The organism is Streptomyces sp. NPDC051909 (genome assembly GCF_040681095.1).
Taxonomy (GTDB): Bacteria; Actinomycetota; Actinomycetes; order Streptomycetales; family Streptomycetaceae; genus Streptomyces.
Window position 1 is genome coordinate 64,821 of sequence record NZ_JBFAYA010000004.1, and the last position, 20,668, is coordinate 85,488.

Annotated in this window: 18 protein-coding genes and 2 pseudogenes; 12 read left to right on the forward strand and 8 right to left on the reverse strand. The window is 74.9% G+C overall.

Annotated elements, in window-relative coordinates:
* Positions 1-132: 132 nt before the first annotated feature.
* Positions 133-1,101, forward strand: a complete 969-nt coding sequence (locus AB0M18_RS07830; protein WP_365755936.1) for an ROK family protein — start codon at positions 133-135, stop codon at positions 1,099-1,101.
* A 317-nt stretch (positions 1,102-1,418) separates the two neighbouring features.
* Positions 1,419-2,510, forward strand: coding sequence for an NUDIX domain-containing protein (locus AB0M18_RS07835; RefSeq protein ID WP_365755937.1), 1,092 nt, complete (start codon positions 1,419-1,421; stop codon positions 2,508-2,510).
* Between the two features lie 31 nt (positions 2,511-2,541).
* Here AB0M18_RS07835 and AB0M18_RS07840 read toward each other — a convergent pair whose 3' ends face one another.
* The 3 genes from AB0M18_RS07840 to AB0M18_RS07850 form a co-directional block, all read right to left on the reverse strand.
* Positions 2,542-3,117 carry a hypothetical protein gene (locus AB0M18_RS07840; protein WP_365755938.1) on the reverse strand — a complete coding sequence of 192 codons (576 nt, stop codon included), beginning with the start codon at positions 3,115-3,117 and terminating at the stop codon, positions 2,542-2,544.
* An 85-nt stretch (positions 3,118-3,202) separates the two neighbouring features.
* Positions 3,203-3,907, reverse strand: a complete 705-nt coding sequence (locus tag AB0M18_RS07845; protein WP_365755939.1) for an MBL fold metallo-hydrolase — start codon at positions 3,905-3,907, stop codon at positions 3,203-3,205.
* Positions 3,908-3,994: 87 nt separating this feature from the next.
* On the reverse strand, positions 3,995-5,359 hold the full coding sequence (locus tag AB0M18_RS07850) for a dipeptidase (RefSeq protein ID WP_365755940.1): 1,365 nt from the start codon (positions 5,357-5,359) through the stop codon (positions 3,995-3,997).
* Positions 5,360-5,484: 125 nt separating this feature from the next.
* Here AB0M18_RS07850 and AB0M18_RS07855 point away from each other — a divergent pair, with 125 nt between their 5' ends.
* Complete coding sequence (locus AB0M18_RS07855) at positions 5,485-6,891, forward strand: geranylgeranyl reductase family protein (RefSeq protein WP_365755941.1); 1,407 nt, start codon at positions 5,485-5,487, stop codon at positions 6,889-6,891.
* A gap of 87 nt (positions 6,892-6,978) precedes the next feature.
* Here the strand turns inward: AB0M18_RS07855 and AB0M18_RS07860 are convergent, their stop codons facing one another.
* Positions 6,979-7,437: a nitroreductase family deazaflavin-dependent oxidoreductase gene (locus AB0M18_RS07860; RefSeq protein ID WP_365755942.1), complete on the reverse strand. Its 459-nt coding sequence runs from the start codon at positions 7,435-7,437 to the stop codon at positions 6,979-6,981.
* 160 nt (positions 7,438-7,597) lie between these two features.
* Between AB0M18_RS07860 and AB0M18_RS07865 the strand changes: the two genes are divergently transcribed.
* The 3 genes from AB0M18_RS07865 (at position 7,598) to AB0M18_RS07875 (ending at position 10,390) form a co-directional block, all read left to right on the forward strand.
* Positions 7,598-8,302, forward strand: a complete 705-nt coding sequence (locus AB0M18_RS07865) for a TetR/AcrR family transcriptional regulator (RefSeq protein ID WP_365755943.1) — start codon at positions 7,598-7,600, stop codon at positions 8,300-8,302.
* Between the two features lie 124 nt (positions 8,303-8,426).
* The gene (locus AB0M18_RS07870) at positions 8,427-9,632 is read left to right on the forward strand and encodes a sensor histidine kinase (RefSeq protein WP_365755944.1); all 1,206 of its coding nucleotides are present in this window, start codon (positions 8,427-8,429) and stop codon (positions 9,630-9,632) included.
* 95 nt (positions 9,633-9,727) lie between these two features.
* Entirely contained in the window at positions 9,728-10,390 is a 663-nt protein-coding gene (locus AB0M18_RS07875; RefSeq protein WP_365756228.1) for a response regulator transcription factor, read from the forward strand.
* A gap of 9 nt (positions 10,391-10,399) precedes the next feature.
* Here the strand turns inward: AB0M18_RS07875 and AB0M18_RS07880 are convergent, their stop codons facing one another.
* Together AB0M18_RS07880 and AB0M18_RS07885 are read right to left on the reverse strand one after the other, a co-directional pair.
* Positions 10,400-11,155 carry a maleylpyruvate isomerase family mycothiol-dependent enzyme gene (locus AB0M18_RS07880; protein WP_365756229.1) on the reverse strand — a complete coding sequence of 252 codons (756 nt, stop codon included), beginning with the start codon at positions 11,153-11,155 and terminating at the stop codon, positions 10,400-10,402.
* Positions 11,156-11,354: 199 nt separating this feature from the next.
* Entirely contained in the window at positions 11,355-12,587 is a 1,233-nt protein-coding gene (locus AB0M18_RS07885) for an MFS transporter (protein WP_365755945.1), read from the reverse strand.
* A 202-nt stretch (positions 12,588-12,789) separates the two neighbouring features.
* Between AB0M18_RS07885 and AB0M18_RS07890 the strand changes: the two genes are divergently transcribed.
* The 3 genes and pseudogenes from AB0M18_RS07890 to cpt all read left to right on the forward strand — a co-directional run bounded on the left by AB0M18_RS07890 (position 12,790) and on the right by cpt (position 15,500).
* Positions 12,790-14,022: an ROK family protein gene (locus AB0M18_RS07890; protein ID WP_365755946.1), complete on the forward strand. Its 1,233-nt coding sequence runs from the start codon at positions 12,790-12,792 to the stop codon at positions 14,020-14,022.
* Between the two features lie 11 nt (positions 14,023-14,033).
* Positions 14,034-14,829 (forward strand): annotated as a pseudogene (locus AB0M18_RS07895) (class I SAM-dependent methyltransferase).
* Positions 14,830-14,975: 146 nt separating this feature from the next.
* The gene (gene cpt / locus AB0M18_RS07900; RefSeq protein WP_365756230.1) at positions 14,976-15,500 is read left to right on the forward strand and encodes a chloramphenicol phosphotransferase CPT; all 525 of its coding nucleotides are present in this window, start codon (positions 14,976-14,978) and stop codon (positions 15,498-15,500) included.
* 27 nt (positions 15,501-15,527) lie between these two features.
* Here the strand turns inward: cpt and AB0M18_RS07905 are convergent, their stop codons facing one another.
* Both AB0M18_RS07905 and AB0M18_RS07910 read right to left on the reverse strand, forming a co-directional pair.
* Entirely contained in the window at positions 15,528-16,112 is a 585-nt protein-coding gene (locus AB0M18_RS07905; protein WP_365755947.1) for a DUF4865 family protein, read from the reverse strand.
* A 76-nt stretch (positions 16,113-16,188) separates the two neighbouring features.
* Positions 16,189-16,770 (reverse strand): annotated as a pseudogene (locus AB0M18_RS07910) (TetR/AcrR family transcriptional regulator); the annotation flags it as partial.
* A 178-nt stretch (positions 16,771-16,948) separates the two neighbouring features.
* On the opposite strand from AB0M18_RS07910, the gene AB0M18_RS07915 reads away from it, so the two are divergent.
* From AB0M18_RS07915 to AB0M18_RS07925, 3 genes are read left to right on the forward strand one after another with little or no spacing between them, the layout of a single operon-like run.
* A complete protein-coding gene (locus AB0M18_RS07915) occupies positions 16,949-17,236 on the forward strand; it encodes an SHOCT domain-containing protein (RefSeq protein WP_365755948.1) in 288 nt (95 codons plus the stop codon).
* On the forward strand, positions 17,233-17,991 hold the full coding sequence (locus tag AB0M18_RS07920; protein WP_365755949.1) for an ABC transporter ATP-binding protein: 759 nt from the start codon (positions 17,233-17,235) through the stop codon (positions 17,989-17,991). Before AB0M18_RS07915 ends, AB0M18_RS07920 begins: the two co-directional genes overlap by 4 nt.
* Positions 17,988-20,537 carry an ABC transporter permease gene (locus tag AB0M18_RS07925; protein WP_365755950.1) on the forward strand — a complete coding sequence of 850 codons (2,550 nt, stop codon included), beginning with the start codon at positions 17,988-17,990 and terminating at the stop codon, positions 20,535-20,537. Before AB0M18_RS07920 ends, AB0M18_RS07925 begins: the two co-directional genes overlap by 4 nt.
* Positions 20,538-20,668: the final 131 nt, after the last annotated feature.

Below are 20,668 nucleotides of genomic sequence, written 5' to 3' on the forward strand. Positions count from 1 at the left end.
TCCGTCGGATGCGCGATCGGGCGCTCAGATGCGTATCGATCTCGTTGCTGTCGAGCATAGGCCCTGGACAACGTTGTCAGAGGCGGGAAGACTGTAGGTCACACCCACCGTCCCCACGGAGACCCGGAGCCCATGCGCACAGACCTCGTCGTCGCCCTCGACATCGGCGGCACCAAGATCGCCGGAGCGCTGGTCGACGCCGGCGGCCGCATCCAGGTGCGCGCCCGGCGGCCGACCCCCGCGCGGGAGGACGGCGAGACGGTGATGAAGGCCGTGACGACGGTGCTCGACGAGCTCGCGGAGTCCCCGCTGTGGGCCTCCGCCGGAGCCGTGGGCATCGGCAGCGCGGGTCCGGTCGATGCCTCGGCGGGCACCGTCAGCCCGGTCAACGTGCCCGGCTGGCGTGACTTCCCGCTGGTCGAGCGCGTGCGCTGGGCCACCGGCGGGCGGCCCGTCACCCTGGTCGGCGACGGCGTCGCGATGACCGCCGCCGAGCACTGGCAGGGGGCCGCGCGCGGCCACGACAACGCGCTGTGCCTCGTCGTCTCCACCGGCGTCGGCGGCGGCCTGGTCCTCGGCGGCCGGCTCCACCCCGGCCCCACCGGCAATGCCGGTCACATCGGCCACATCAGCGTGGACCTGGACGGCGACCCCTGCGCCTGCGGCGGACGGGGCTGCGTCGAGCGGATCGCCAGCGGCCCGCACATCGCCCGCCGCGCGCTGGAGGCCGGCTGGCGGCCCGGCCCGGACGGCGACGCCTCCGCCGCCGCGGTGGCCGCCGCCGCCCGGGCCGGGGACCCCGTCGCCGTCGCCTCCTTCGAACGCGCCGCCCAGGCCCTGGCCGCCGGCATCGCCGCCACCGCCTCCCTGGTCGAGATCGACATCGCGGTCGTCGGCGGGGGAGTCGCCGGCGCCGGCGAGGTCCTCTTCGCCCCGCTGCGCCGCAGCCTCCGCTCGTACGCCACGCTCTCCTTCGTCCGCGACCTCACGGTCGTGCCCGCCCTCACCGGCACCGACGCCGGCCTCCTCGGCGCCGCCGCGGCCGCCGCCCCGCGCACGGACGCGGGGCCGGACGCGGACGCCGGTACGGTACGGCGCTGAGCGCACCCGGCGGCGCAGGCCGGGCTGTGGGGGGCGTACGCGGGGCGCATGGCAGGCGCGGGGGCGTCGTACGGCGTCGGGGCCGCGCCCTCCGCGGCGTACCGCCACCGTGTCCGGCGAGGTCCGGTGAGGCCCGGCGCGCACCGCTCCGCACCGCCCGGGCGCGGCACGGGGCATCTGCCGGGACGGCGCCGGACCCTCGCCCCGTACCGGCGAGCGGCCACGCGCGATGGCGTGCGCCGGGCCGCCGACGTCCGGTGGTTTCCGTGGCAGGGTGGTGCGGGCAAGCCACCTGGGGCCGACGATGAGGGGGAATCGTGATCATCTGGATCAACGGGGCGTTCGGCGCGGGGAAGTCCAGCACCGCGCGCGAACTGGTCGAGCTGATCCCGGACAGCACGCTGTACGACCCCGAGTCCACCGGTGGCGCGTTGAGCCGGATGCTCCCGCGGAAACGTCTCGCGGAGGTCGACGACTTCCAGGACCTGCCGATCTGGCGCCGCCTCGTCGTGGACACCGCCGCCGCCATGCTCGCCGAACTGGGCGGGGTCCTCGTGGTGCCCATGACCCTGCTGCGGCAGGAGTACCGCGACGAGATCTTCGGCGGCCTGGCGGCCCGCCGGATCGAGGTGCGGCACGTGGTGCTCGCACCCGATGAAACGATCCTGCGCGAGCGGATCGACGGCCGGGCCGCGCTCGTGGGCGCCGTCGACGCCGCCGAGGCGGCGGTCACCGCCCTGGCCGTCGGCGAGACCCCGGCGGAGGCCGCGGCCCGCGCCGGCCGCTGGTGCCTGGACCAGATCGACCGCTATCGCGGTGCGCTCGACGGCTGGCTCGCCGCCGACGCGTACGCCGTGGACAACTCCGCGCTGACCGCCGCCGAGACCGCCCGGGCCGTCGCCGACGCCGTCACCAGCGGTCAGGCCGCTCCCTGCGGCATCGTCCAGACCCCCGAACCGACCGGCGAGACGCTGGCCGCCGGCGTGCTCCTCTTCGACGAGGACGACCGATTCCTGCTGGTCGACCCCACCTACAAGCCCGGCTGGGAGTTCCCCGGCGGAGTCGTCGAACCCGGCGAGCCGCCCGCCCGCGCCGGCATGCGCGAGGTCGCCGAGGAGATAGGGCTCCGACTCGACACCGTGCCCCGGCTGCTCCTCGTCGACTGGGAACGCCCGCAGCCCCCCGGCTACGGCGGTCTGCGCCTCCTCTTCGACGGCGGCCGACTCGGCTCCGCCGACGCCGAACGCCTCCTCCTGCCCGGCGCCGAACTCCGCGCCTGGCGCTTCGTCACCGAGACCGAGGCCGCCGACCTGCTCCCCCCGGTCCGCTACACCCGCCTCCACTGGGCCCTCCGCGCCCGCGAACGCGGCACGGTCCTGAACCTGGAGGCCGGCGTCCCGGTGGGCTGACCGGCGGGCCGGTTCGCGGGTCGGACGCGTCCTAGTTGTCGAACCAGACCACCAGGCGGACGTTCTCCTCGCCGTGCACCTCGGCGAGGGCACCCATCGTCGTCCACACCGGGCGCCATTCGCCGTCGGCCGGCACCGCCTCACGCCGGGTCATGCGCTCCATGCGGAAGAGCTCGCCGTCCCACTCCCACGACTCGCCCTCCGCCCGGTCCGAGCGGTCGGGGAACACCCTGCCGACGAGGACCCAGTCGCCGTCCGGGCCGCGGCGGTAGCGGTGGGCCCGCTCCTCCGGGCGCTCGGCCGGCTCGGACCAGTCGACCCGGGTCAGCTCGGGCCAGCCGATCCACGACGGATCGTGGCCGTCGCGGCCCCACTCCTCGAACGCGGCGCGGGTCTCCGGCGCGGCGTCGGCGGGCAGGCCGCGGTGCTCGGCCAGAGGACGGAAGCCCGCATGGTTGCGCACGCCGAAGAGGCAGCCGAAGGCGTCGTAGTCGCGGCCGCCGTAGAGCAGATCGAGGTCGATCGCGGCATGCCAGCTCGCTTCGTCGTCGTCGAGCGTCCGGTACGTGCTCCGGCACTCGACGAACCCGTGGATGTCTGCTCCCATGCCGAGGGATTCTCCTGATCCGCCCGACCCGCCGCCACGGGATATCGCCGCGACGGCGCACGGCCGCCTCACTCGCCGGGTCCGCTCAGCCCGCCGGTTCCGCCGCCTTGGCGAAGCGTTCGGCCGTGTCCTCCGTCACCGGCTCGCCATGGCCGCAGCACAGCACCGACGGGCGCAGGGCGGCGAGCCGGCGCATGGAGGCGAGCGCCTCGGCCCGGTCCACGTGGAGCACGCCGAACATCACGTCCGGTACCGAGGCCACCGTGTCACCGGTGAACAGCACGCCGTGGCACGGCAGATGAAGGGCGATCGAGCCGGGCGTGTGGCCGGGGCCGTGGACGACCACCGCGCCGTCGCCGAAGTCGAGCACCTCGCCGTCGGAGAGCTCGCGGTCCACCCGGGTCGGCGGCGCCTCCGGGCTGGTGAGTCCGTGCTCGTGGATTGGATGCTCCCAGTCCAGGAGATCGGGCTCGGGGACGGGGAGTTCGCCCCGGACGTACGGGGCGTCGAGCGCGTGCGCCAGGATCTCGGCGCCGAAGCGCTCCGCCAACTCCCCGGCCGCGCCCACGTGGTCGCGGTGGCCGTGGGTGAGCACGATCCGGCGGATGCGCGACGGGTCGAGTCCGGCGCCGCGCAGCGCCGTCCCGATCTGGTCCGCCGCACCGGCCCAGCCGGCGTCGATCAGGGTCACGTCCTCGCCGTCGCGCCAGACATAGGCCTGACCGATGGGGAAGCGGAGCATGTGCAGGCGGGGGCCGATCTCGACGAGCTCCGGGTCGGTGAGGTCCATGCCGCGAACGTACGCCCGCCGCCCCGCCCGGCGGACCGGTCTACGCTCTGGGCGAGTTCCGCCCAGAGCGTGACCCCGGTGAAGCGGTTACGCCTTCGAGCGCGCGTAGTTGACCAGGAAGTGCGCCTCGGCCACCGACAGGCGCTCCAGCTCGTCCGGCGACACCGACTCGTTCACCGCGTGGATCTGCGCGTCCGGCTCGCTCAGGCCGATCAGCAGGATCTCCGACTCCGGGTAGAGCGAGGCCAGCGTGTTGCACAGCGGGATCGAGCCGCCCATGCCGGCCGCCTGCATCTCCTGACCGGGGTACGCGACCTTCATCGCCTCCGCCATCGACGCGTACGCCGGGCTGGAGGTGTCCGCCTGGAACGCCTGGCCCTGGCCGACCTGCTCGACGGCCACCCGCGCGTTCCACGGCGTGTGCTTCTCGATGTGCGCGATCAGCAGCTCCGTCGCCTTCGCCGCGTCCTGACCGGGCGGCACCCGCAGGCTGATCTGCGCACGGGCGCTCGCCGGGATGGACGCGGTGGCGCCGGCCACCGGGTGGACGTCGATGCCGATGACGGTCACCGCCGGGCGGGCCCAGATCCGGTCGGCCACCGTGCCGTTGCCCGGCAGGTCCACCCCGTCGAGCACCTTCGCGTCCTCGCGGAAGTCCGCCTCCGGGTACTGCAGGCCCTCCCACGCCGCGTCCGCCGGCAGACCGTCGATCACCGTCGAACCGTCCTCGGCGCGCAGCGAGTCCAGGATGCGGATCAGCGCCGCGAGCGCGTCCGGCGCGGCACCGCCGAACTGACCCGAGTGCAGATTGCCCTGCAGCGTGTCGACGCTGACCCGGATCATCGTCATGCCGCGCAGGGTCGCCGTCACCGTCGGCAGCCCGACCCGGAAGTTGCCCGCGTCGCCGATCACGATCGCCTCGGCCGTCAGCAGCTCGGGGTGCGCCTCCGCGTACCGCTCCAGACCGCCGGTGCCCTGCTCCTCCGAGCCCTCCACGATCATCTTGACCGTGACCGGCACGCCGCCGTTCGCCTTCAGGGCACGCAGCGCGAGCAGGTGCATGATGAAGCCGCCCTTGCAGTCGGCCGCGCCGCGCCCGTACCAGCGCCCGTCCTCGCGCTCGGTCAGCTCGAACGGCGGGGTCAGCCAGGCCGACTCGACCAGCATCGGCTGTACGTCGTAGTGCGCGTAGAGCAGCACGGTCGGCGCGCCCGCCGGGCCGGGCAGCACGCCGTACACCGACTGCGAACCGTCCGGGGTGTCGAGCAGCGCCACGTCCTGGAAGTCCTCGGCGCGCAGCGCGTCGGCCACCCAGTTCGCGGCGGCCTCGCACTCGCTGCGCGGGGCGACGGCCTCGTCCGCGACCGACTGGAAGGCCACCAGCTCCGTCAGCTCCGCCTTGGCACGGGGCATCAGGGATGCGATGGTCTCGGCGATCGGATTCGCGGTCATGGGCACGCTCCTGGTGGGTGCGACGTTGTGAGGACGACGCCGTGTTCGGTTGCACGGCGAACGTACTGCCGATCCTACGGCGCGGGGCGGCCCGGCCCGGCCGAGCCCCGCTACCGGGCCGTAGGATGCGGCAGAGCAGGAACCACCGGTCGGATCGGGAGCAGAAGCACATCGTGAGCAGCGAGAACGCAGACGCCGGAGCGGACGAGGGCGCGGCAGAAGGCGTGGCGGAAGGCGTGGCGGCGGCCGGCACCGGGCCGGTGGGCCCGGACGACGGACAGCAGGTCTGGGACGTGGTCGTCGTCGGCGCCGGCCCCGCCGGGGCCTCGGCGGCCTACGCGGCGGCCGTGTCCGGCCGCCGGGTGCTGCTCCTGGAGAAGGCCGAGCTGCCCCGCTACAAGACCTGCGGCGGCGGCATCATCGGCCCGTCGCGCGACGCGCTGCCGCCCGGTTTCGAGCTGCCCCTGCAGGACCGTGTGCACGCCGTCACCTTCCAGCTCGGCGGGCGTTTCGCCCGTACCCGCCGTTCCCGGAAGATGCTCTTCGGGCTCATCAACCGGCCCGAGTTCGACGCCCAGCTGGTCGAGCACGCCCAGAAGGCGGGCGCCGAACTGCGCACCGGAGTGACCGTCAGCCGGGTGGAGCAGCACGGTCCGTCCGTGCCGGACCGCCGCACGGTCGCCGTGGTGCTCGCCGACGGCGAGATCGTGCTCGCCCGCGCGGTCGTCGGCGCCGACGGCAGCGCGAGCCGCATAGGGGCACACGTCGGCGTGAAGCTCGGCCAGGTCGACCTCGGCCTGGAGGCCGAGATCCCGGTGCCGGCGTCGGTCGCGGAGGACTGGAAGGGCCGGGTCCTCATCGACTGGGGTCCGCTGCCGGGCAGTTACGGGTGGGTGTTCCCCAAGGGCGACACGCTCACCGTCGGCGTCATCTCGGCGCGCGGCGAGGGCGCGGCCACCAAGCGCTATCTGGAGGACTTCATCGCGGGCCTCGGGCTCGCGGGCTTCGAACCGGCGATCTCCTCCGGCCATCTGACCCGCTGCCGCACCGACGACTCGCCGCTCTCCCGTGGCCGGGTCCTGGTCTGCGGCGACGCGGCCGGCCTGCTTGAGCCGTGGACCCGCGAGGGCATCTCCTTCGCGCTGCGCTCCGGGCGTCTCGCGGGGGAGTGGGCGGTCCGGATCGCGGAGGCGGGCGACGCCGTGGACGCGCGACGCCAGGCGCTCAACTACGCCTTCGCCATCAAGGCCGGGCTGGGTGTCGAGATGGCCGTGGGCCGCCGGATGCTCGCGGTCTTCGAGCGCCGGCCGGGGCTGCTGCACGCGACGATAACGGGGGTGCGGCCGGCCTGGAAGGCCTTCGCCGACATCACCCGCGGCGTGACGACGCTGGCGGGCATGGTGCGGGGCAACGGCCTCGCGCGTCGGGCGCTCGATCTGCTCGACCGGTCGATGGACACGTCGGTGGGCGTGGGCCCGGCGGGGCGCGGCGTGACGCCGCGCAAGGGCGAGTCCGAGTCCGAGGTGTCGTAGGGCTGTCGTGGTGCGGGGGCGGGGTCCGGCCATCCGGCCATCCGGCCATCCGGCCGGACCCCGCCCCCGCGCGTCGGTCGTTCCGCGTCAGACCGTGGTGATCCGGAAGACCGGGTGCTTGGGCGCGATGGCCCGCAGCTCCTCGTCCGTCGAATCGGGACCGACACCGGCGAAGAACACGCCGACCTCCGCCTTCCAGCGCTTGAGGTAGGCGCGGAGCAGTGCGGGCTTGTCGTCGTCGGCGATCTCCACGGCCGTGAACGGCTGCACGTGCTTGCCGAGGTGCAGCTCTCCGCCGCCCGCCGCCCGCATGTTGCGGGTCCACTGGACGTGCCCGCGCGGGGCGACCAGGTACTGGGCGCCGTCCACCGTCAGCAGATTGACGGGGGTGGTGCGCCATTCGCCGCTCTTGCGGCCGCGTACGGCGAGGACCCGGGAGCCCCAGACGCTGATGCCGCGCCGGGTGAGCCAGGCGACGGACCGGTTCATGACGTGGACGGTGAACCAGCCGGGCTTCTTGACGTGGTCGGTGGTCTGGGCGGACATCGGAGCCTCCAGGCGGCTGGCGCGAGCTATGGGGATGAGCGCCGCTCCGAAGTGTGAGCGGTGCTCTCGCTTGAGATCAGTGTGCACGGATCGGCGCTCACAAGCAAGAGCGGTGCTCTCGTTTCAGTGCACTGCTCCGAAACGTGGCAGACTGCTCTCCATGACCACCGTTCAAGGAGCCCGCGCCCGCGCCCGGACCGAGATCACCGCCGCCATCAAGGACGAGGCCCGCCGGCAGCTCGCCGCCGAAGGCGCCGCCAAGCTCTCCCTGCGCGCCGTCGCGCGCGAGCTCGGCATGGTCTCCTCCGCGCTCTACCGCTACTTCCCGAGCCGCGACGACCTGCTGACCGCGCTGATCATCGACGCGTACGACTCCGTCGGCGCCGCCGCCGAACAGGCCCGCACCCCCGCCGAGGCCGCCGCCCCCGGAGACCACCTCGCCCACTGGACCGCCGTCTGCCGCGCCGTCCGCGCCTGGGCGGTGGCACACCCCCACGAGTACGCCCTGATCTACGGCTCCCCGGTCCCCGGCTACACGGCCCCCCAGGACACCATCGGCCCCGCCTCGCGGGTCGGCCTGCTGCTCGTGTCCACCGCCCGGGCCGCGTACAACGACAAGTGCGTCGCCCCGCCACCGCTCCCGGCCACCCTTCACTCCGAGGCCGAGCGACTGGCCGCCGACATCGCCCCCGACCTCCCCCCGCCCCTCGGCGTCGCCCTCGTCTTCGCCTGGGCCCAGCTGTTCGGCCTGATCTCCTTCGAGGTCTTCGGCCAGTTCAACAACGTCGTCGAGGACCGCGACGCCTTCTTCGCGGCGGCGGCGGAACGACTGGGCCGCGACGTGGGGATCCTGCCGAAACCGTGACCGGGGCGGCACCCGCGCCCCCCACCCACGACCCGCGCCCCCACCCCCGTACTCCCTCAGGAGTACGGGTGACCACCCCGCCCGGCGGACGCCCCCGCAGGTCCGGCGCGTCTAGCGTGGGCGCATGGACGAACAGCCGAGCAGCAGGCGGGGGCCCTGGCGCGGGAGCACTTGGCGCGGCGGGGAGGGACACGGTCTGCCCTGGCGGTCGACGCTCGCCGTCGGGGTGTTCGTGCTCGTCGGCTCCGGCTTCGCCGCCCGCAACCAGCCCGAGCGGGTCGCGCTCGACGGACTCGGTCGCACCCTGCTCGTCCTCGCCGTCCTGCCGCTGCTCCTCCGGCACCGCCGCCCCGTGCCCGTCGTGTCCGCCGTGGCGGCGGTGACGCTGGCCTACCTGGCGGCGGGATTCGCGTACGGGCCGGTCTTCGTCCCCGTCGCGGTCGCCTGCTTCGCCGCTGTCGTCCACGGGCACCGCCGCGCCGCGTGGTGGGCGCTCGGATCGCTCTGGGCCGGACACCTGCTGATCGTGCACTGGCTGTACCGGTATCTGCCGCCCGCCGGCGACGGCCCGGCGCCCTGGGGACAGGAACTCCCGACCGCTGCTTTCGTCGTCGCCATCCTGGCCGCCTCCGAACTGGTCCGGGTGCGCCGCGAGCAGTGGGCCAAGGAGCGCGCCGAACGGGCCGCCGCCGAGCGGCGCCGGGCCGACGAGGAGCGCCTGCGCATCGCCCGCGAGCTGCACGACGTCCTCGCCCACTCCCTCGCCGTGATCAACGTGCAGGCCGGCGTCGGGCTCGCGCTGCTCGACTCGGACCCCGGCCAGGCCCGCACCGCGCTCACCACCATCAAGGCCGCCAGCAAGGAGGCACTCGGCGAGGTGCGGCAGGTGCTCGACACCTTGCGCGCCCCCGGCGACGCACCCCGCGCGCCCGCGCCCGGCCTCGGCCGGCTCCCGGAACTGGTCGAGCAGGCCGCCGCGGCCGGCCTCACCGTGCGCACCGAGACCGAGGGGCGGCCGAGAGCGCTGCCGCCGGGGACGGAGCTGGCCGCGTTCCGGATCGTGCAGGAGGCGCTCACCAACGTGGTGCGCCACTCCGGCTCGCGCACCGCCACCGTCGTCCTCGGCTACGGTCCGGACGCCCTGGAGCTGAGCGTCGACGACGCGGGCCCGGCCACCGGCGGCGACGCGGGCGGCAGCGGCAACGGACTCGCCGGAATGCGGGAGCGGGCCGCCGCGCTCGGTGGCACCATCGAGGCGGGCACCCGGCCGGACGGCGGCTTCCGGGTGCGCGCCAGCCTCCCCGTCCGCCCCGAGGAGCCGACCCCGTGAGCCCCGAGACGCCTGCGACGCCCGAGACGCCCGCGACGCCCGACACGCCCGAGCCGACCGACACTTCCGAGCCGACCCGCACACCGGACCCGGTCATCCGGGTCCTGCTCGCCGACGACCAGTCCCTCGTCCGGGCCGGCTTCCACGCCCTGCTGTCGGCCCAGCCGGACATCGAGGTCGCCGGCGAGGCGGCGGACGGCGTGGAGGCCGTCGCCCGGGTCCGCGCCCTGCGCCCCGACGTCGTCCTGATGGACATCCGGATGCCCCGGCTCGACGGGCTCGCCGCCACCCGCGAGATCACCGGCGACCCGGACCTCGGCACGGTGAAGGTGGTCATGCTGACCACCTTCGAGCTCGACGAGTACGTCTTCGAGGCCATCCGCTCCGGCGCTTCGGGGTTCCTGGTGAAGGACACCGAGCCCGAGGAGCTGCTGCGGGCCGTGCGCGCGGTGACGGACGGCGACGCGCTGCTCTCGCCCGGCGTGACCCGCCGTCTGATCGAGGAGTTCGCGGCCCGCTCCAAGGCGCCCGCCCGGACCGTCGGGCTCGACGAACTCACCGAGCGGGAGCGGGAGGTGATGGCCCTGGTCGGCCTCGGTCTGTCCAACGAGGAGATCGCCCGCCGCCTCGTCGTCAGCCCGCTGACCGCCAAGACCCATGTGAGTCGCACCATGGTGAAGCTCGGCGCCCGCGACCGGGCCCAACTCGTCGTCCTCGCCTACGAGTCGGGCCTGGTGCGCCCCGGCTGGCTCGGGTGAGGCGGCGTCCTACGACCAGGTGATGGCGGAGTTCTCCCGCCACAGCCGGGCGATCCCCGGGTCGCCGGTCACCGTCACCGCGTCCAGCGGCAGCCGGTTCCACAGCGTCAGATACAACCGGTCGGCGGGCCCGCTCAGTTCGCAGTCGGCCGGGCCGGAGCCGCCGTCGCCCGCGATCCGCTCGGTGCGCGGTGCCTCCGGGGACAGATGTACGTCCCAGACGTCCCCGGTGTCCGTGGCCCGGACGCGGAGCAGGGCAGGCTCCTCCGTACGCACCCGGCTCTTGTCCCGTCCGTGCATGGCGCGCAGCAGCTCGTCCACGCCGTCGACGGCGAGCGCCGGATCCACCGGACCGGGACCGGCGGGCAGTGCCGACTCGGCGTCCGCCCGGTGGACAGTGGTCTCGTGGGCCTGGCGGCGCGCCCAGAAGGCGAGCGGCGACGGCGCGGGCAGGAAGGTCCAGCACTCCAGGTCGGCCGGGGCGGCACGGAGGGCCGCCACGAGCTGCTCGTGCCCTTCGCGTACGTACGCGAGGAGCGCGTCGCCGTCGAGATCGGGCTCGCCGCCGTCCGGGTGGTACGAGGTGTGGCCCTCGGCGACGAAGGCGGTGGCCCAGCGGTGCACCATCGTGGTGTGCCGCAGCAGGTCGCGCACCCGCCAGCCCGGGCAGGTGGCGACCTCCGCGTCGGTCCCGGCCGCCGCCGCGGCGGTCAGGAGCGCCTTGCCCGCGGTGTCGAGCGCGTCGATGTGCGTGTCGATGCTCAGGGTGTCCATGACACGGATTATGACGAGGCGCCGGAGCGGGCGGGGGCGAGGTCGCAGCGGGGGGCCGTGAGAGACCCCGCGCGGCCTGCGCGCGGGCGGGCGAGGGCCTGGGAGCGCCCGCCCCACGGGCCCCGTCCCCGTGACCCGGGCAGTCGCCCCCGCCGCCCCCGCGCCGAACCGCTCAACTCCTCCCGGACGCTCAACTCCGCCCGGACGCCCGCCTGTCCCGTACCGCCCACCCCATCGCCGCCGCCCCCGCGGCCAGCACCGCGACCGTCGTCAGGGCGACCGGCAGCGAGAACCAGTCGGCGAGGAAGCCGATGGACGGCGGGCCGAGCAGCATGCCGCCGTAGCCGAGGGTCGACGCGGTGGCGACACCGCCGGGTCCGGCGACGGCGCCGGCGCGCGCCACGGCGACCGGGAAGATGTTGGCCAGGCCGAGGCCCGTCACGGCGAAGCCGAGCAGGGCGGCCCACACGGTCGGGGCGAGCGCGCCGAGCAGCATGCCCGCGGCGGCGGTGAGCCCGCCCGCGACCAGGGTGCGGGTCTGTCCGAGGCGTTCGAGCAGGACGGTGCCGGAGAGCCGGCCGGCGGTCATGGTGAGGGCGAACAGCGAGTAGCCGGCCGCCGCCACGCCCGGGTGCGCGGCCAGGTCCTGCGCCAGGTGCAGGGCGCCCCAATCGGCGAGCGCGCCTTCCCCGTACGCCGTGCACAGCGCGATCACGCCGAAGACGAGCACGGTCCGGCGGGCCCCGGCGCTGCGCGGCGGCCCGGCATCGGCCTCGGGCCGGGCGGGCAGCGCCTCGGGCGGGGCGGGGGAGGGATGCCGCAGGAGTACGGGGCCGGCGGCGGCCGTCAGGAGCAGTCCGGCGACCGTGAGGCCGAGCAGATGGGCGGTGGGGGAGAGGGCGCCGGCGACGAGTCCGCCGAGTCCGGCGCCGAGCATGCCGCCGAGGCTGAAGGCGGCGTGGAAGCTCGGCATCACGGGGCGGCGCAGCGCGGCGACCAGGTCGACGGCGGCGCTGTTCATGGCGACGTTGATCCCGCCGTACGCGGCGCCGAAGGCCAGCAGGACCAGGCCGAGGGTGAGCGGGGAGCGGGTCAGCGGGGGCAGGGCGAGCGAGAGCGAGAGGAACACGGCCGTGACGACGGTGACGAGGTGACTGCCGTAGCGGCGGCACAGGCGCCCGGTGAGCGTCATCGTGACGACCGCGCCCGCGGACACGCCGAGCAGCGCGAGGCCGAGGTCGCCGGCGGAGGCGCCGGTCTGCTGCTTGATGGCCGGGATGCGGACCACCCAGCCGGCGAAGAGGAATCCGTCGAGGGCGAAGAACAGGGTGAGGGCGGTGCGGAGGCGGGTCAGGGAGAGGGTGGCGGTGTCTCCGCGGGTTCCCCCCGATACGGCCGTCCGTACTTTGTTTAGTAGCGGCACAAACTCAGGATAGGGGCGACCGCCGCCCGGATTCAAGCCGCCGGACGCGCCTGCCCCGGCCGCTCGACGCGCCCGCCCCGGCCACCGGACCCGTACGTCCCGGCCTCCCGGAGGTCCCCGGCGTACGCCTCCGAGGGTGCGGACCCGGCCAAAGAGGGACGGCGGGAGTCTCCGGGCGGGCGATCATGGGACACTCGGGGCCATGAACGGCAAGGCGACGACGACCCGGACACGGCTGGACAGGGGGCGCAGCGCGCTCGGACCCGCGCTCGAACTCGTGCACACGGGCCGGGCCCCGACCCGCGCCGTGCTCACCGCCGAGCTCGGTGTCACCCGCGCCACCGCCGGGGCCGTCGCCGCCGAACTGGAGGCCCTCGGCCTCATCCGCGTCGACTCCAACCCCGGCGCCGCCGCCGGCTCCCAGGGCCGCCCCTCGCACCGGCTCACCATCGACGAGAAGGGCCCCGTCGCCCTCGCCGCCCAGGTGCACGCCGACGGCTTCCGCGCCGCGCTGGTCGGCCTCGGCGGCACCATCGAGGCCACCGCCCCCGGCTGCGTGACCGTCTCCGCCGACCCCGCCCAGGTGCTCGGCGCCGTCGTCGAGGCCGGGGCCGCGCTGCTCCGCGCCACCGGGCGGCGCTGCGTCGGCGCCGGTCTCGCCGCGCCCTCCGCCGTCGCCGAGCCCGAGGGCACCGCGCTCAATCCGCTGCACCTCGCCTGGCCGGCCGGGGCGCCGGTACGCGAGATCTTCGCCGAGCAGGTCCGTGCGGCCGGCATCGAGGGCCCCTCCTTCACCGGCAACGACGTCAACCTCGCCGCCCTCGCCGAGCATCGGCACGGCGCCGGCCGCGGCGCCAAGGACCTGCTGTGCGTGGCCACCGGCCACCGCGGCGTCGGCGGCGCGCTCGTCCTCGACGGGCGGCTGCACACCGGGAGTTCGGGCCTCGCCCTGGAGGTCGGTCACCTCACCGTCAACCCCGAGGGCCGCCCCTGCCACTGCGGTTCGCGCGGCTGTCTCGACGTCGAGACCGACCCGCTGGCCTTCCTCACCGCGGCCGGCCGCGACCCCGGCCCCGAGGTCTCGCTGCTCCAGCAGGCCCGCGACCTGCTGCGCGACCACCCCGACGACCCCGGAGTCCGGGTCGCCACCGGGGAGTTGATCGACCGCCTCGGCCTCGGCCTGGCCGGCCTGGTCAACATCCTCAACCCCGACCGGATCATCCTCGGCGGCCTGCACCGCGAGCTCCTGGACGCCGACCCCGGCCGGCTGCGCGCCGTGGTCGCCGACCGCAGCCTGTGGGGCCGCAGCGGAGGCGTACCGATCCTGCCCTGCACCCTGGATCACAACAGCCTGGTCGGCGCCGCCGAACTCGCCTGGCAGCCGGTCCTCGACGACCCCCTAAATGCCTTGGGCGGGACAGCCGACGCCAGCTAGGGTCGCGCCCCATGACCGAAATCGCCGCCACAGACCCCGTCCCCGCCGATGCCGTAGCCGGACCGCCGGCCTTCGGTACCGGACTCACCTTCCACGGCCCGCTGTCCGAGACCCGGGTCGACGCCATGATCGAGCGGCTCGCCGCCGCGTCGCCCGCCACCGTCCTCGACATCGGCTGCGGCTGGGGCGAGTTGCTGCTGAGCCTGGTCGCCGCCGTCCCCGGCTCGAAGGGCCTCGGGATCGACATCAACGGCGACGACCTCGCCCTGGGGCGTCAGCTCGCCGCCGAGCGGCGGCTCGACGGACGTGTCGAATACGCCGAGGAGTCGGGGTTCCGTACCACCCGCGGCCCCGCCGACACCGTGCTGTGCCTCGGCGCCGGCCAGGCGCTGTGCGACCCCGACGGCCCGTACGACCTCGTCGCCATCCTGCGTGAACTGCGGCGTCTGGTACGGCCCGGGGGCCGCGTCCTGCTCGGCGAGGGCTTCTGGCAGCGCACGCCGACGGACACCGAGCTCGCCCGGATGTGGCCCGGCGCCCGCGTCGACGACCACACCACCCTCGACGCCCTCGTGGACCTCGTGATCGAGGCGGGCTTCCGGCCCGCCTGGATCGAGACGGCGAGCCCGGAGGAGTGGGACGCCTTCGAGTCCGGCTACCGCCACGCCGCCGAACTCTGGCTCGCCGCCCACCCCGAGCACCCGCTCGCCGCCGAGACCCGCCAGGGTCGACCGCCAGCGCGGTCAGTGGCTCGGCTACCGCGGCATCCTCGGCATCGCCTACCTCACCCTGGTGCCGGTGGGCTGAGGGCGGGGCGTTGACCGCCGAGGGCCGGTAAAGACCAGTCCGGTACAGACCGGGCCGGTCAAGACCCGGGCCGGCGAAGACCGGGCCGGTGAAAACCGCTGGGGCGGGCCGAGGGAAGCCCCTAAGGTGGCCGCGTGACGACCCGGATGATCATCCTCAACGGCGGTTCCAGCTCCGGCAAGACCGGCATGGTCCGGTGCCTCCAGGCCGTGCTGCCCGACCCCTGGCTGGCCTTCGGCGTCGACGACTTCGTCGACGCCCTGCCCGCGAAGCTCGAAGGCACGCCGGGCGGCATCGAGTTCGACGCGGAGGGCGCGGTACGTGTCGGACCGGCGTTCCGCTCCCTGGAGGCGGCCTGGACCGAAGGGATCGCGGCGATGGCCCGGGCCGGTGCGCGGATCGTCGTCGACGACGTCTTCCTCGGCGGCGCCGCCTCCCAGGACCGCTGGCGCGCGGCCACCGCCGGGCTCGACGTGCTGTGGGTCGGCGTCCGCTGCGCCCCCGAGGCGGCCGCCGCCCGCGAGATCGCCCGCGGCGACCGCACCAGCGGCATGGCGGCTCGGCAGGCCGAACTGGTCCATCGGGGCGTCACGTACGACCTGGAGGTCGACACCACCCGTACCGAATCGCTCGACTGCGCCCGGACGATCGCCGCACACGTGCGCCGCTGAGCCGCCGGTCGGCTCACGCCTTCCGGCTCACCAGGTGCGTCCCGGGCCGAGCGCGGACCGGGCCGGAGCCGACAGGTGCAGCACCTGGAAGCGGTCGGCGTTCGGCTCCACGGCACCGGGGTCGGCCCACAGGGTGAAGGTGAGCAGCTCCCAGTGGCGCGGATCCACGGCGACGGCCCGCGCCACCACACCGTCCGCCTTGACGTCGGCGGCCTGCCGTTCCAGGGCGCGTTCGACCGCCTCGGCCGGGGTGAGACGGTCCGGAACCGGCCGGCGGCGGCGCGTCGCGGTGCGCGGTGGCTCGGCGGCCGCCGGGCCCTCGTCGTACGCGAGCCCGGTCCAGTGCTGGACCACCGGACGCCCGAAGTCCTCGACGATGCCCTGGAATCCGGGCCCCCACAGGAACGCGTTCATCCCGGCCGGGTCGGCCCACAGGTAGAAGGGCGCGTACTGGTTCACCGGCGAGCCGTCCGCCCGCTCACGGATCAGATAGGCCTTCAGGCCCAGGCCCGGGAAGGCGTCCAGTAGATGCCCGCGGGTCGCCACCCGCTCCCGGATGATCCCCATGTCGTAGTCCGCGGGCAGTGTGATCTCGTACTGCAGGGCGTGCATGAACCGTGCTCCTCACGTCGTCGTCAGCGGGCGGCGGGTCGGCCGGTGGGTCGGGCGGTGGGTCGGGCGGTACGGGGGGGGCGAGCAGCGTGAGCAGGCCGCGTACGGCCGTGTCGAAGGCGGCGGGGGAGCCGGTGGCGCGGGCGAGGACGTAGCCGCCCTGGACGGTCGCGACGATCGTCGCGGCGAGCTCCCCGGAGTCCGGCGGACCGCCGGCCTCCGCGCCGAACTCCCCGGCGTCCAGGCCCTCCTGGACGATCCCGGCGAGCCGGCCGCGCAGCCAGTCGAGCGTCTCGTCGACGGGTGCCCGCAGCTCCTCGCTCGCGACGACCTCGGGGTCCATGGTCAGCCGCCCCACCGGGCAGCCGCGCAGCACGTCGCGCTCGCGCAGCAGATACGCCTCGATCCGCTCGTACGCCGTGCCCGTGCCGCCGAGGACCCGCTCGGCCGCGTCCCGCAGCTCGGCCGCGCTCCGCCGGATCGCGGCAAGGGCCAGATCCTGCTTGCCGTCGAAGTGGTGGTACATGCTGCCCTGGCCCGCTCCGGCGGCCCGCTGGATCGCCTTCGGGCTGGTGCCGACGTAACCGCGCTCCCACAGCAGCTCGCGGGTGGCCTCGATCAGTCGCTCGGAGGCGTCGGCATTCCTGGCAGCGCTCATGATCCTCACTGTACATACCAGTAGGTACAGAGTCGAGGAGCAGCCGCCGGGCCTGCCCGTACTCCCGCCGTGGTACGTGCGAAGCCGCTGGCCGTACGACGACCCGGGGGCCCTCCCGGAGCGAGTCTCGAAGCATCACCGAAGGCATCGAGAAGGACGCACGAGGAGCTGACCGACGATGAACACCCTCGCCCACGCGGGCCCCGGCCCGTGGATCCTCTTCTTCCCGCTCTTCTGGGCGGCCGTGATCATCACCGTGATCACCCTGCTGCGCCGCTTCGGCCGGCTTCGCCGATACGGTCCGGCCGGTCCCGGCACCCCGCGCGTGGACGAGCAGTCGCCGATCGCGCTCCTCGGCCACCGCTTCGCCGCGGGCGAGATCGACGAGGACGAGTACTGGCGCCGGCTGACGGTCCTGGAGGAGCAGTTCGGCCGCACGACCGATGACAAGGGGCGCCGCCGATGACCAGCACCGCGCTCCCCGCCGCCGCCGCGCGCGTCGTCGACGCCGTGAAGGTCTACGGCGCCGGAGACACCGAGGTCCGGGCCCTGGACGGGGTGAGCGTCGGCTTCCCGGCCGGCCGCTTCACCGCGATCATGGGCCCCTCGGGCTCCGGCAAGTCCACCCTGATGCACTGCGCCGCCGGTCTGGACACCCTCACCTCCGGCTCCACGCTGATCGGCGACACCGATCTCTCCGCCCTCGACGACCGCGGGCTCACCCTGCTGCGCCGCGAGCGGATCGGATTCGTCTTCCAGGCCTTCAACCTGCTGCCGACGCTGACCGTCGCGGAGAACATCACCCTGCCTCTGGACCTGGCCGGGATCACCCCCGACCGGGCGCGGCTCGACGCCCTGATCGACACCGTCGGCCTGCGCGACCGGCTGCACCACCGCCCGAGCGAGCTGTCCGGCGGCCAGCAGCAGCGGGTCGCCGTCGCCCGGGCCTTCGCCGGAGCCCCCGACGTGGTCTTCGCCGACGAACCCACCGGCAACCTCGACTCCCGCTCCGGCGAGGAGGTGCTGCGGCTGCTCGGCGACACCGTGCGCGGCACCGGCCGCACCGTCGTCATGGTCACCCACGACCCGGTGGCCGCCGCCCACGCCGACGAGGTGGTCTTCCTCGCCGACGGACGGCTCGTCGACCGGATCCAGGATCCGACCTCCGAACTCGTCCTGGACCGGATGAAGTCCCTCGACAGCAGAGGAGCGGTGTCATGACCACCCTCCGCCTCTCGCTCGCCTCCCTCCGCACCCACCGGCGCCGCTTCCTCGGCACCTTCGCGGCCGTCCTGCTCGGCGTCGCCTTCCTCACCGGCACCCTGGTCATGGGCGACACCCTGCGCGCCAACTTCGACACCCTCTTCGCCGACGCCAACCGCGGCACCGACGCCGTCGTCCGCAGTACGGACGTGGTGACCGCGGCCGGCGAGACCCAGGGCACCCGCGGCCCGGTCGACGCCGCCCTCGCCGCCCGGATCGCCCAGGTCCCGGGCGTCGCGGCGGCCGTCCCGCGCGTCGAGGGGGCGGGCCAGCTCGTCGGTGCGAACGGCAAGCCCGTCGGCGGTCAGGGCCCGCCCACCCTGGCCGGCACCTGGATCGCGGACCCCGAGCTCAACCCGTACGCCCTCGCCGAGGGCCGCGCCCCGCAGAAGACCGGCGAGGTCGTCGTCAACCGCGGCGCCGCCGAGGCCGGCGGCCTCACGCTCGGCTCCACCACCGTCCTGCGCACCCCCGACCCGGTGCGCGTGACCGTCGTCGGTCTCGCCACCTTCGGCGGCGAGGACGGCATGGGCCAGGTCACCTACACCGGTCTGACCCCGGCCGACGCCGAGAGGTACCTCGCGCCGAAGCCCGGTGAGGCCACCGACATCCTCGTCCGGGCCGGCCCCGGGACCTCCCAGGAGGAGCTGGTCGAGGCCCTGGCCCCGGCTCTCCCCGACGACGTCGAGGCGATCACCGGTCGGCAGGCCACCGACGAGAGCAACGAGACGATCTCCGGCCGCTTCCTCGGCCTGTTCACCACCCTGCTCCTGGTCTTCAGCGGCATCGCCCTGCTGGTCTCGGTGTTCTCCATCCACAACACCTTCGCCATCGTCGTCGCCCAGCGCACCCGCGAGAACGCGCTGCTGCGCGCGCTGGGCGCCGAGCGCCGCCAGGTCGTCGGCATGACCCTGGCCGAGGCGGTCGCCGTCGCGGTGCTCGCCTCGGCGGCCGGGCTGCTCGGCGGCATCGGCATCGCCGCCGGTCTGCAGGCCCTCTTCCCGGCGATCGGCTTCCCGTTCCCGGACGGCTCCCTGGTGATCGGCGCGGTCTCGCTCGTACTGCCCTTCGCGGTCGGTCTCGCCGTCTGTGTCGGTTCGGCCCTGCTGCCCGCCGTACGGGCCGGGCGCACCGCCCCGCTCGCCGCGCTGCGCGAGACCGCCGTGGACGACTCCGCCGCCTCGCGCCGCCGCACCGCGCTCGGCGCCGGGCTGCTGCTGCTCGCCGTCGGCCTGGTGCTCACCGGGGTGCTCGCGGTGCCCTCGCTGTGGCTCGCCGGCTCGGGCGCGGTGCTCGCGCTCGCCGCGTTCGTGGTCCTGGGCCCGGTGGCCTCCTCGTACGCGGTACGGATCCTGGGCGGCCCGCTGCGCGGCACCAACCGCGGGCTCGCCCGCCGCAACGCGCTGCGCAGCCCGCGCCGTACCGCCGCGACCGCCACCGCGCTGATGATCGGCGTGGCCGTGGTCTCCCTCTTCACGGTCTTCGGCGCCTCCCTCAAGGCGACCATGGACGACACGGTGTCCCGCTCCTTCGCGGGTGACGTGGCCGTCAGCACACCCTCGTTCGGCGCGGGCGGCAGCGGCCTCAGCCCGGGTCTCGCGCCCGCCGTGGCCGCGCTGCCCGAGGTGGACACGGCCGTCGGCCTGGGACGCGGGATCGCCGAGGTCGACGGCCGGGGCCGGGCCCTGACCGTCACGGACCCGGCGGCGCTCTCCCGGGTGCTCGACCTCGGGACCGTACGCGGCTCGCTGACCGGGCTCGGCACGGACGGGATCGCGGTGGCCGACGACGAGGCCGAGCGGTACGGGCTCGTGCCCGGCCGCACCGCCGAGCTCGCCTTCACCGACGGCACCCGGCAGACCTTCACCGTACGGGCCGTGTACACGCGGGCCGACCTGGCAGGCGACTATCTGCTCACCCGTCAGGCCTGGGCCCCGCACCGGATCCAGGACGCCGACCGGCTGGTCGCCGTGACGTTCCGGGACGGTGTCTCCACCGGCGCGGGCGAGGCTGCCGTGCAGCGGGTCGCGGAGCGCTTCGGCGACCCCGAGGTGCAGACCCGTGAGGAGTACGCGGAGTCCTCGGCGGCCGGCATCGACATGATGCTGACCCTGGTCTACGCGCTGCTCGCGCTGGCGGTCCTGATCGCCCTGCTCGGCATCGCCAACACGCTGACCCTCGCCGTGCACGAACGCACCCGCGAACTGGGCCTGCTGCGGGCGGTCGGCCAGACCCGGGCGCAGCTGCGGGCCATGGTCCGCTGGGAGTCCGTCCTCGTCGCGGCCTTCGGCACGGTCGGCGGGCTGCTGCTCGGCGGCTTCCTCGGCTGGGTCCTGGTGGGGGCCTCGGACGGTGCCTCGGACAGCGCGTTCAGTTTCGCGCTGCCGCCGCTGCGGCTCGCGGTGGTCGCTCTGATCGGTCTCGCCGCGGGTGTCGTCGCGGCCTGGCGGCCGGCGCGCCGGGCGGCCCGCCTGGACGTGCTGCGGGCCGTCGCGACGGAGTGAACCGGCGTCAGAGGAGGCCGAGGGGCGGGGGTTCCGGGAGACCGGCCCCCGCTCGGCCGCGTCGTCCGACGCGGTGCCGTCCGCATCGGACGGTCCGATTTCGGTCGGTCCGCTTCGGTCAGGTCCGCTGC

Bases quoted from the DNA above. Each gene is read 5' to 3' on its own strand.
- AB0M18_RS07870 (WP_365755944.1), top strand. From the start codon at position 8,427: ATGGACGAACAGCCGAGCAGCAGGCGGGGGCCCTGGCGCGGGAGCACT.
- AB0M18_RS07860 (WP_365755942.1), bottom strand. From the start codon at position 7,437: ATGTCCGCCCAGACCACCGACCACGTCAAGAAGCCCGGCTGGTTCACC.
- AB0M18_RS07855 (WP_365755941.1), top strand. From the start codon at position 5,485: ATGCGGCAGAGCAGGAACCACCGGTCGGATCGGGAGCAGAAGCACATC.
- AB0M18_RS07865 (WP_365755943.1), top strand. From the start codon at position 7,598: ATGACCACCGTTCAAGGAGCCCGCGCCCGCGCCCGGACCGAGATCACC.
- AB0M18_RS07845 (WP_365755939.1), bottom strand. From the start codon at position 3,907: ATGGACCTCACCGACCCGGAGCTCGTCGAGATCGGCCCCCGCCTGCAC.
- AB0M18_RS07905 (WP_365755947.1), bottom strand. From the start codon at position 16,112: ATGCACGCCCTGCAGTACGAGATCACACTGCCCGCGGACTACGACATG.
- AB0M18_RS07925 (WP_365755950.1), top strand. From the start codon at position 17,988: ATGACCACCCTCCGCCTCTCGCTCGCCTCCCTCCGCACCCACCGGCGC.
- AB0M18_RS07850 (WP_365755940.1), bottom strand. From the start codon at position 5,359: ATGACCGCGAATCCGATCGCCGAGACCATCGCATCCCTGATGCCCCGT.
- AB0M18_RS07830 (WP_365755936.1), top strand. From the start codon at position 133: ATGCGCACAGACCTCGTCGTCGCCCTCGACATCGGCGGCACCAAGATC.
- cpt (WP_365756230.1), top strand. From the start codon at position 14,976: ATGATCATCCTCAACGGCGGTTCCAGCTCCGGCAAGACCGGCATGGTC.
- AB0M18_RS07890 (WP_365755946.1), top strand. From the start codon at position 12,790: ATGAACGGCAAGGCGACGACGACCCGGACACGGCTGGACAGGGGGCGC.
- AB0M18_RS07920 (WP_365755949.1), top strand. From the start codon at position 17,233: ATGACCAGCACCGCGCTCCCCGCCGCCGCCGCGCGCGTCGTCGACGCC.
- AB0M18_RS07915 (WP_365755948.1), top strand. From the start codon at position 16,949: ATGAACACCCTCGCCCACGCGGGCCCCGGCCCGTGGATCCTCTTCTTC.
- AB0M18_RS07840 (WP_365755938.1), bottom strand. From the start codon at position 3,117: ATGGGAGCAGACATCCACGGGTTCGTCGAGTGCCGGAGCACGTACCGG.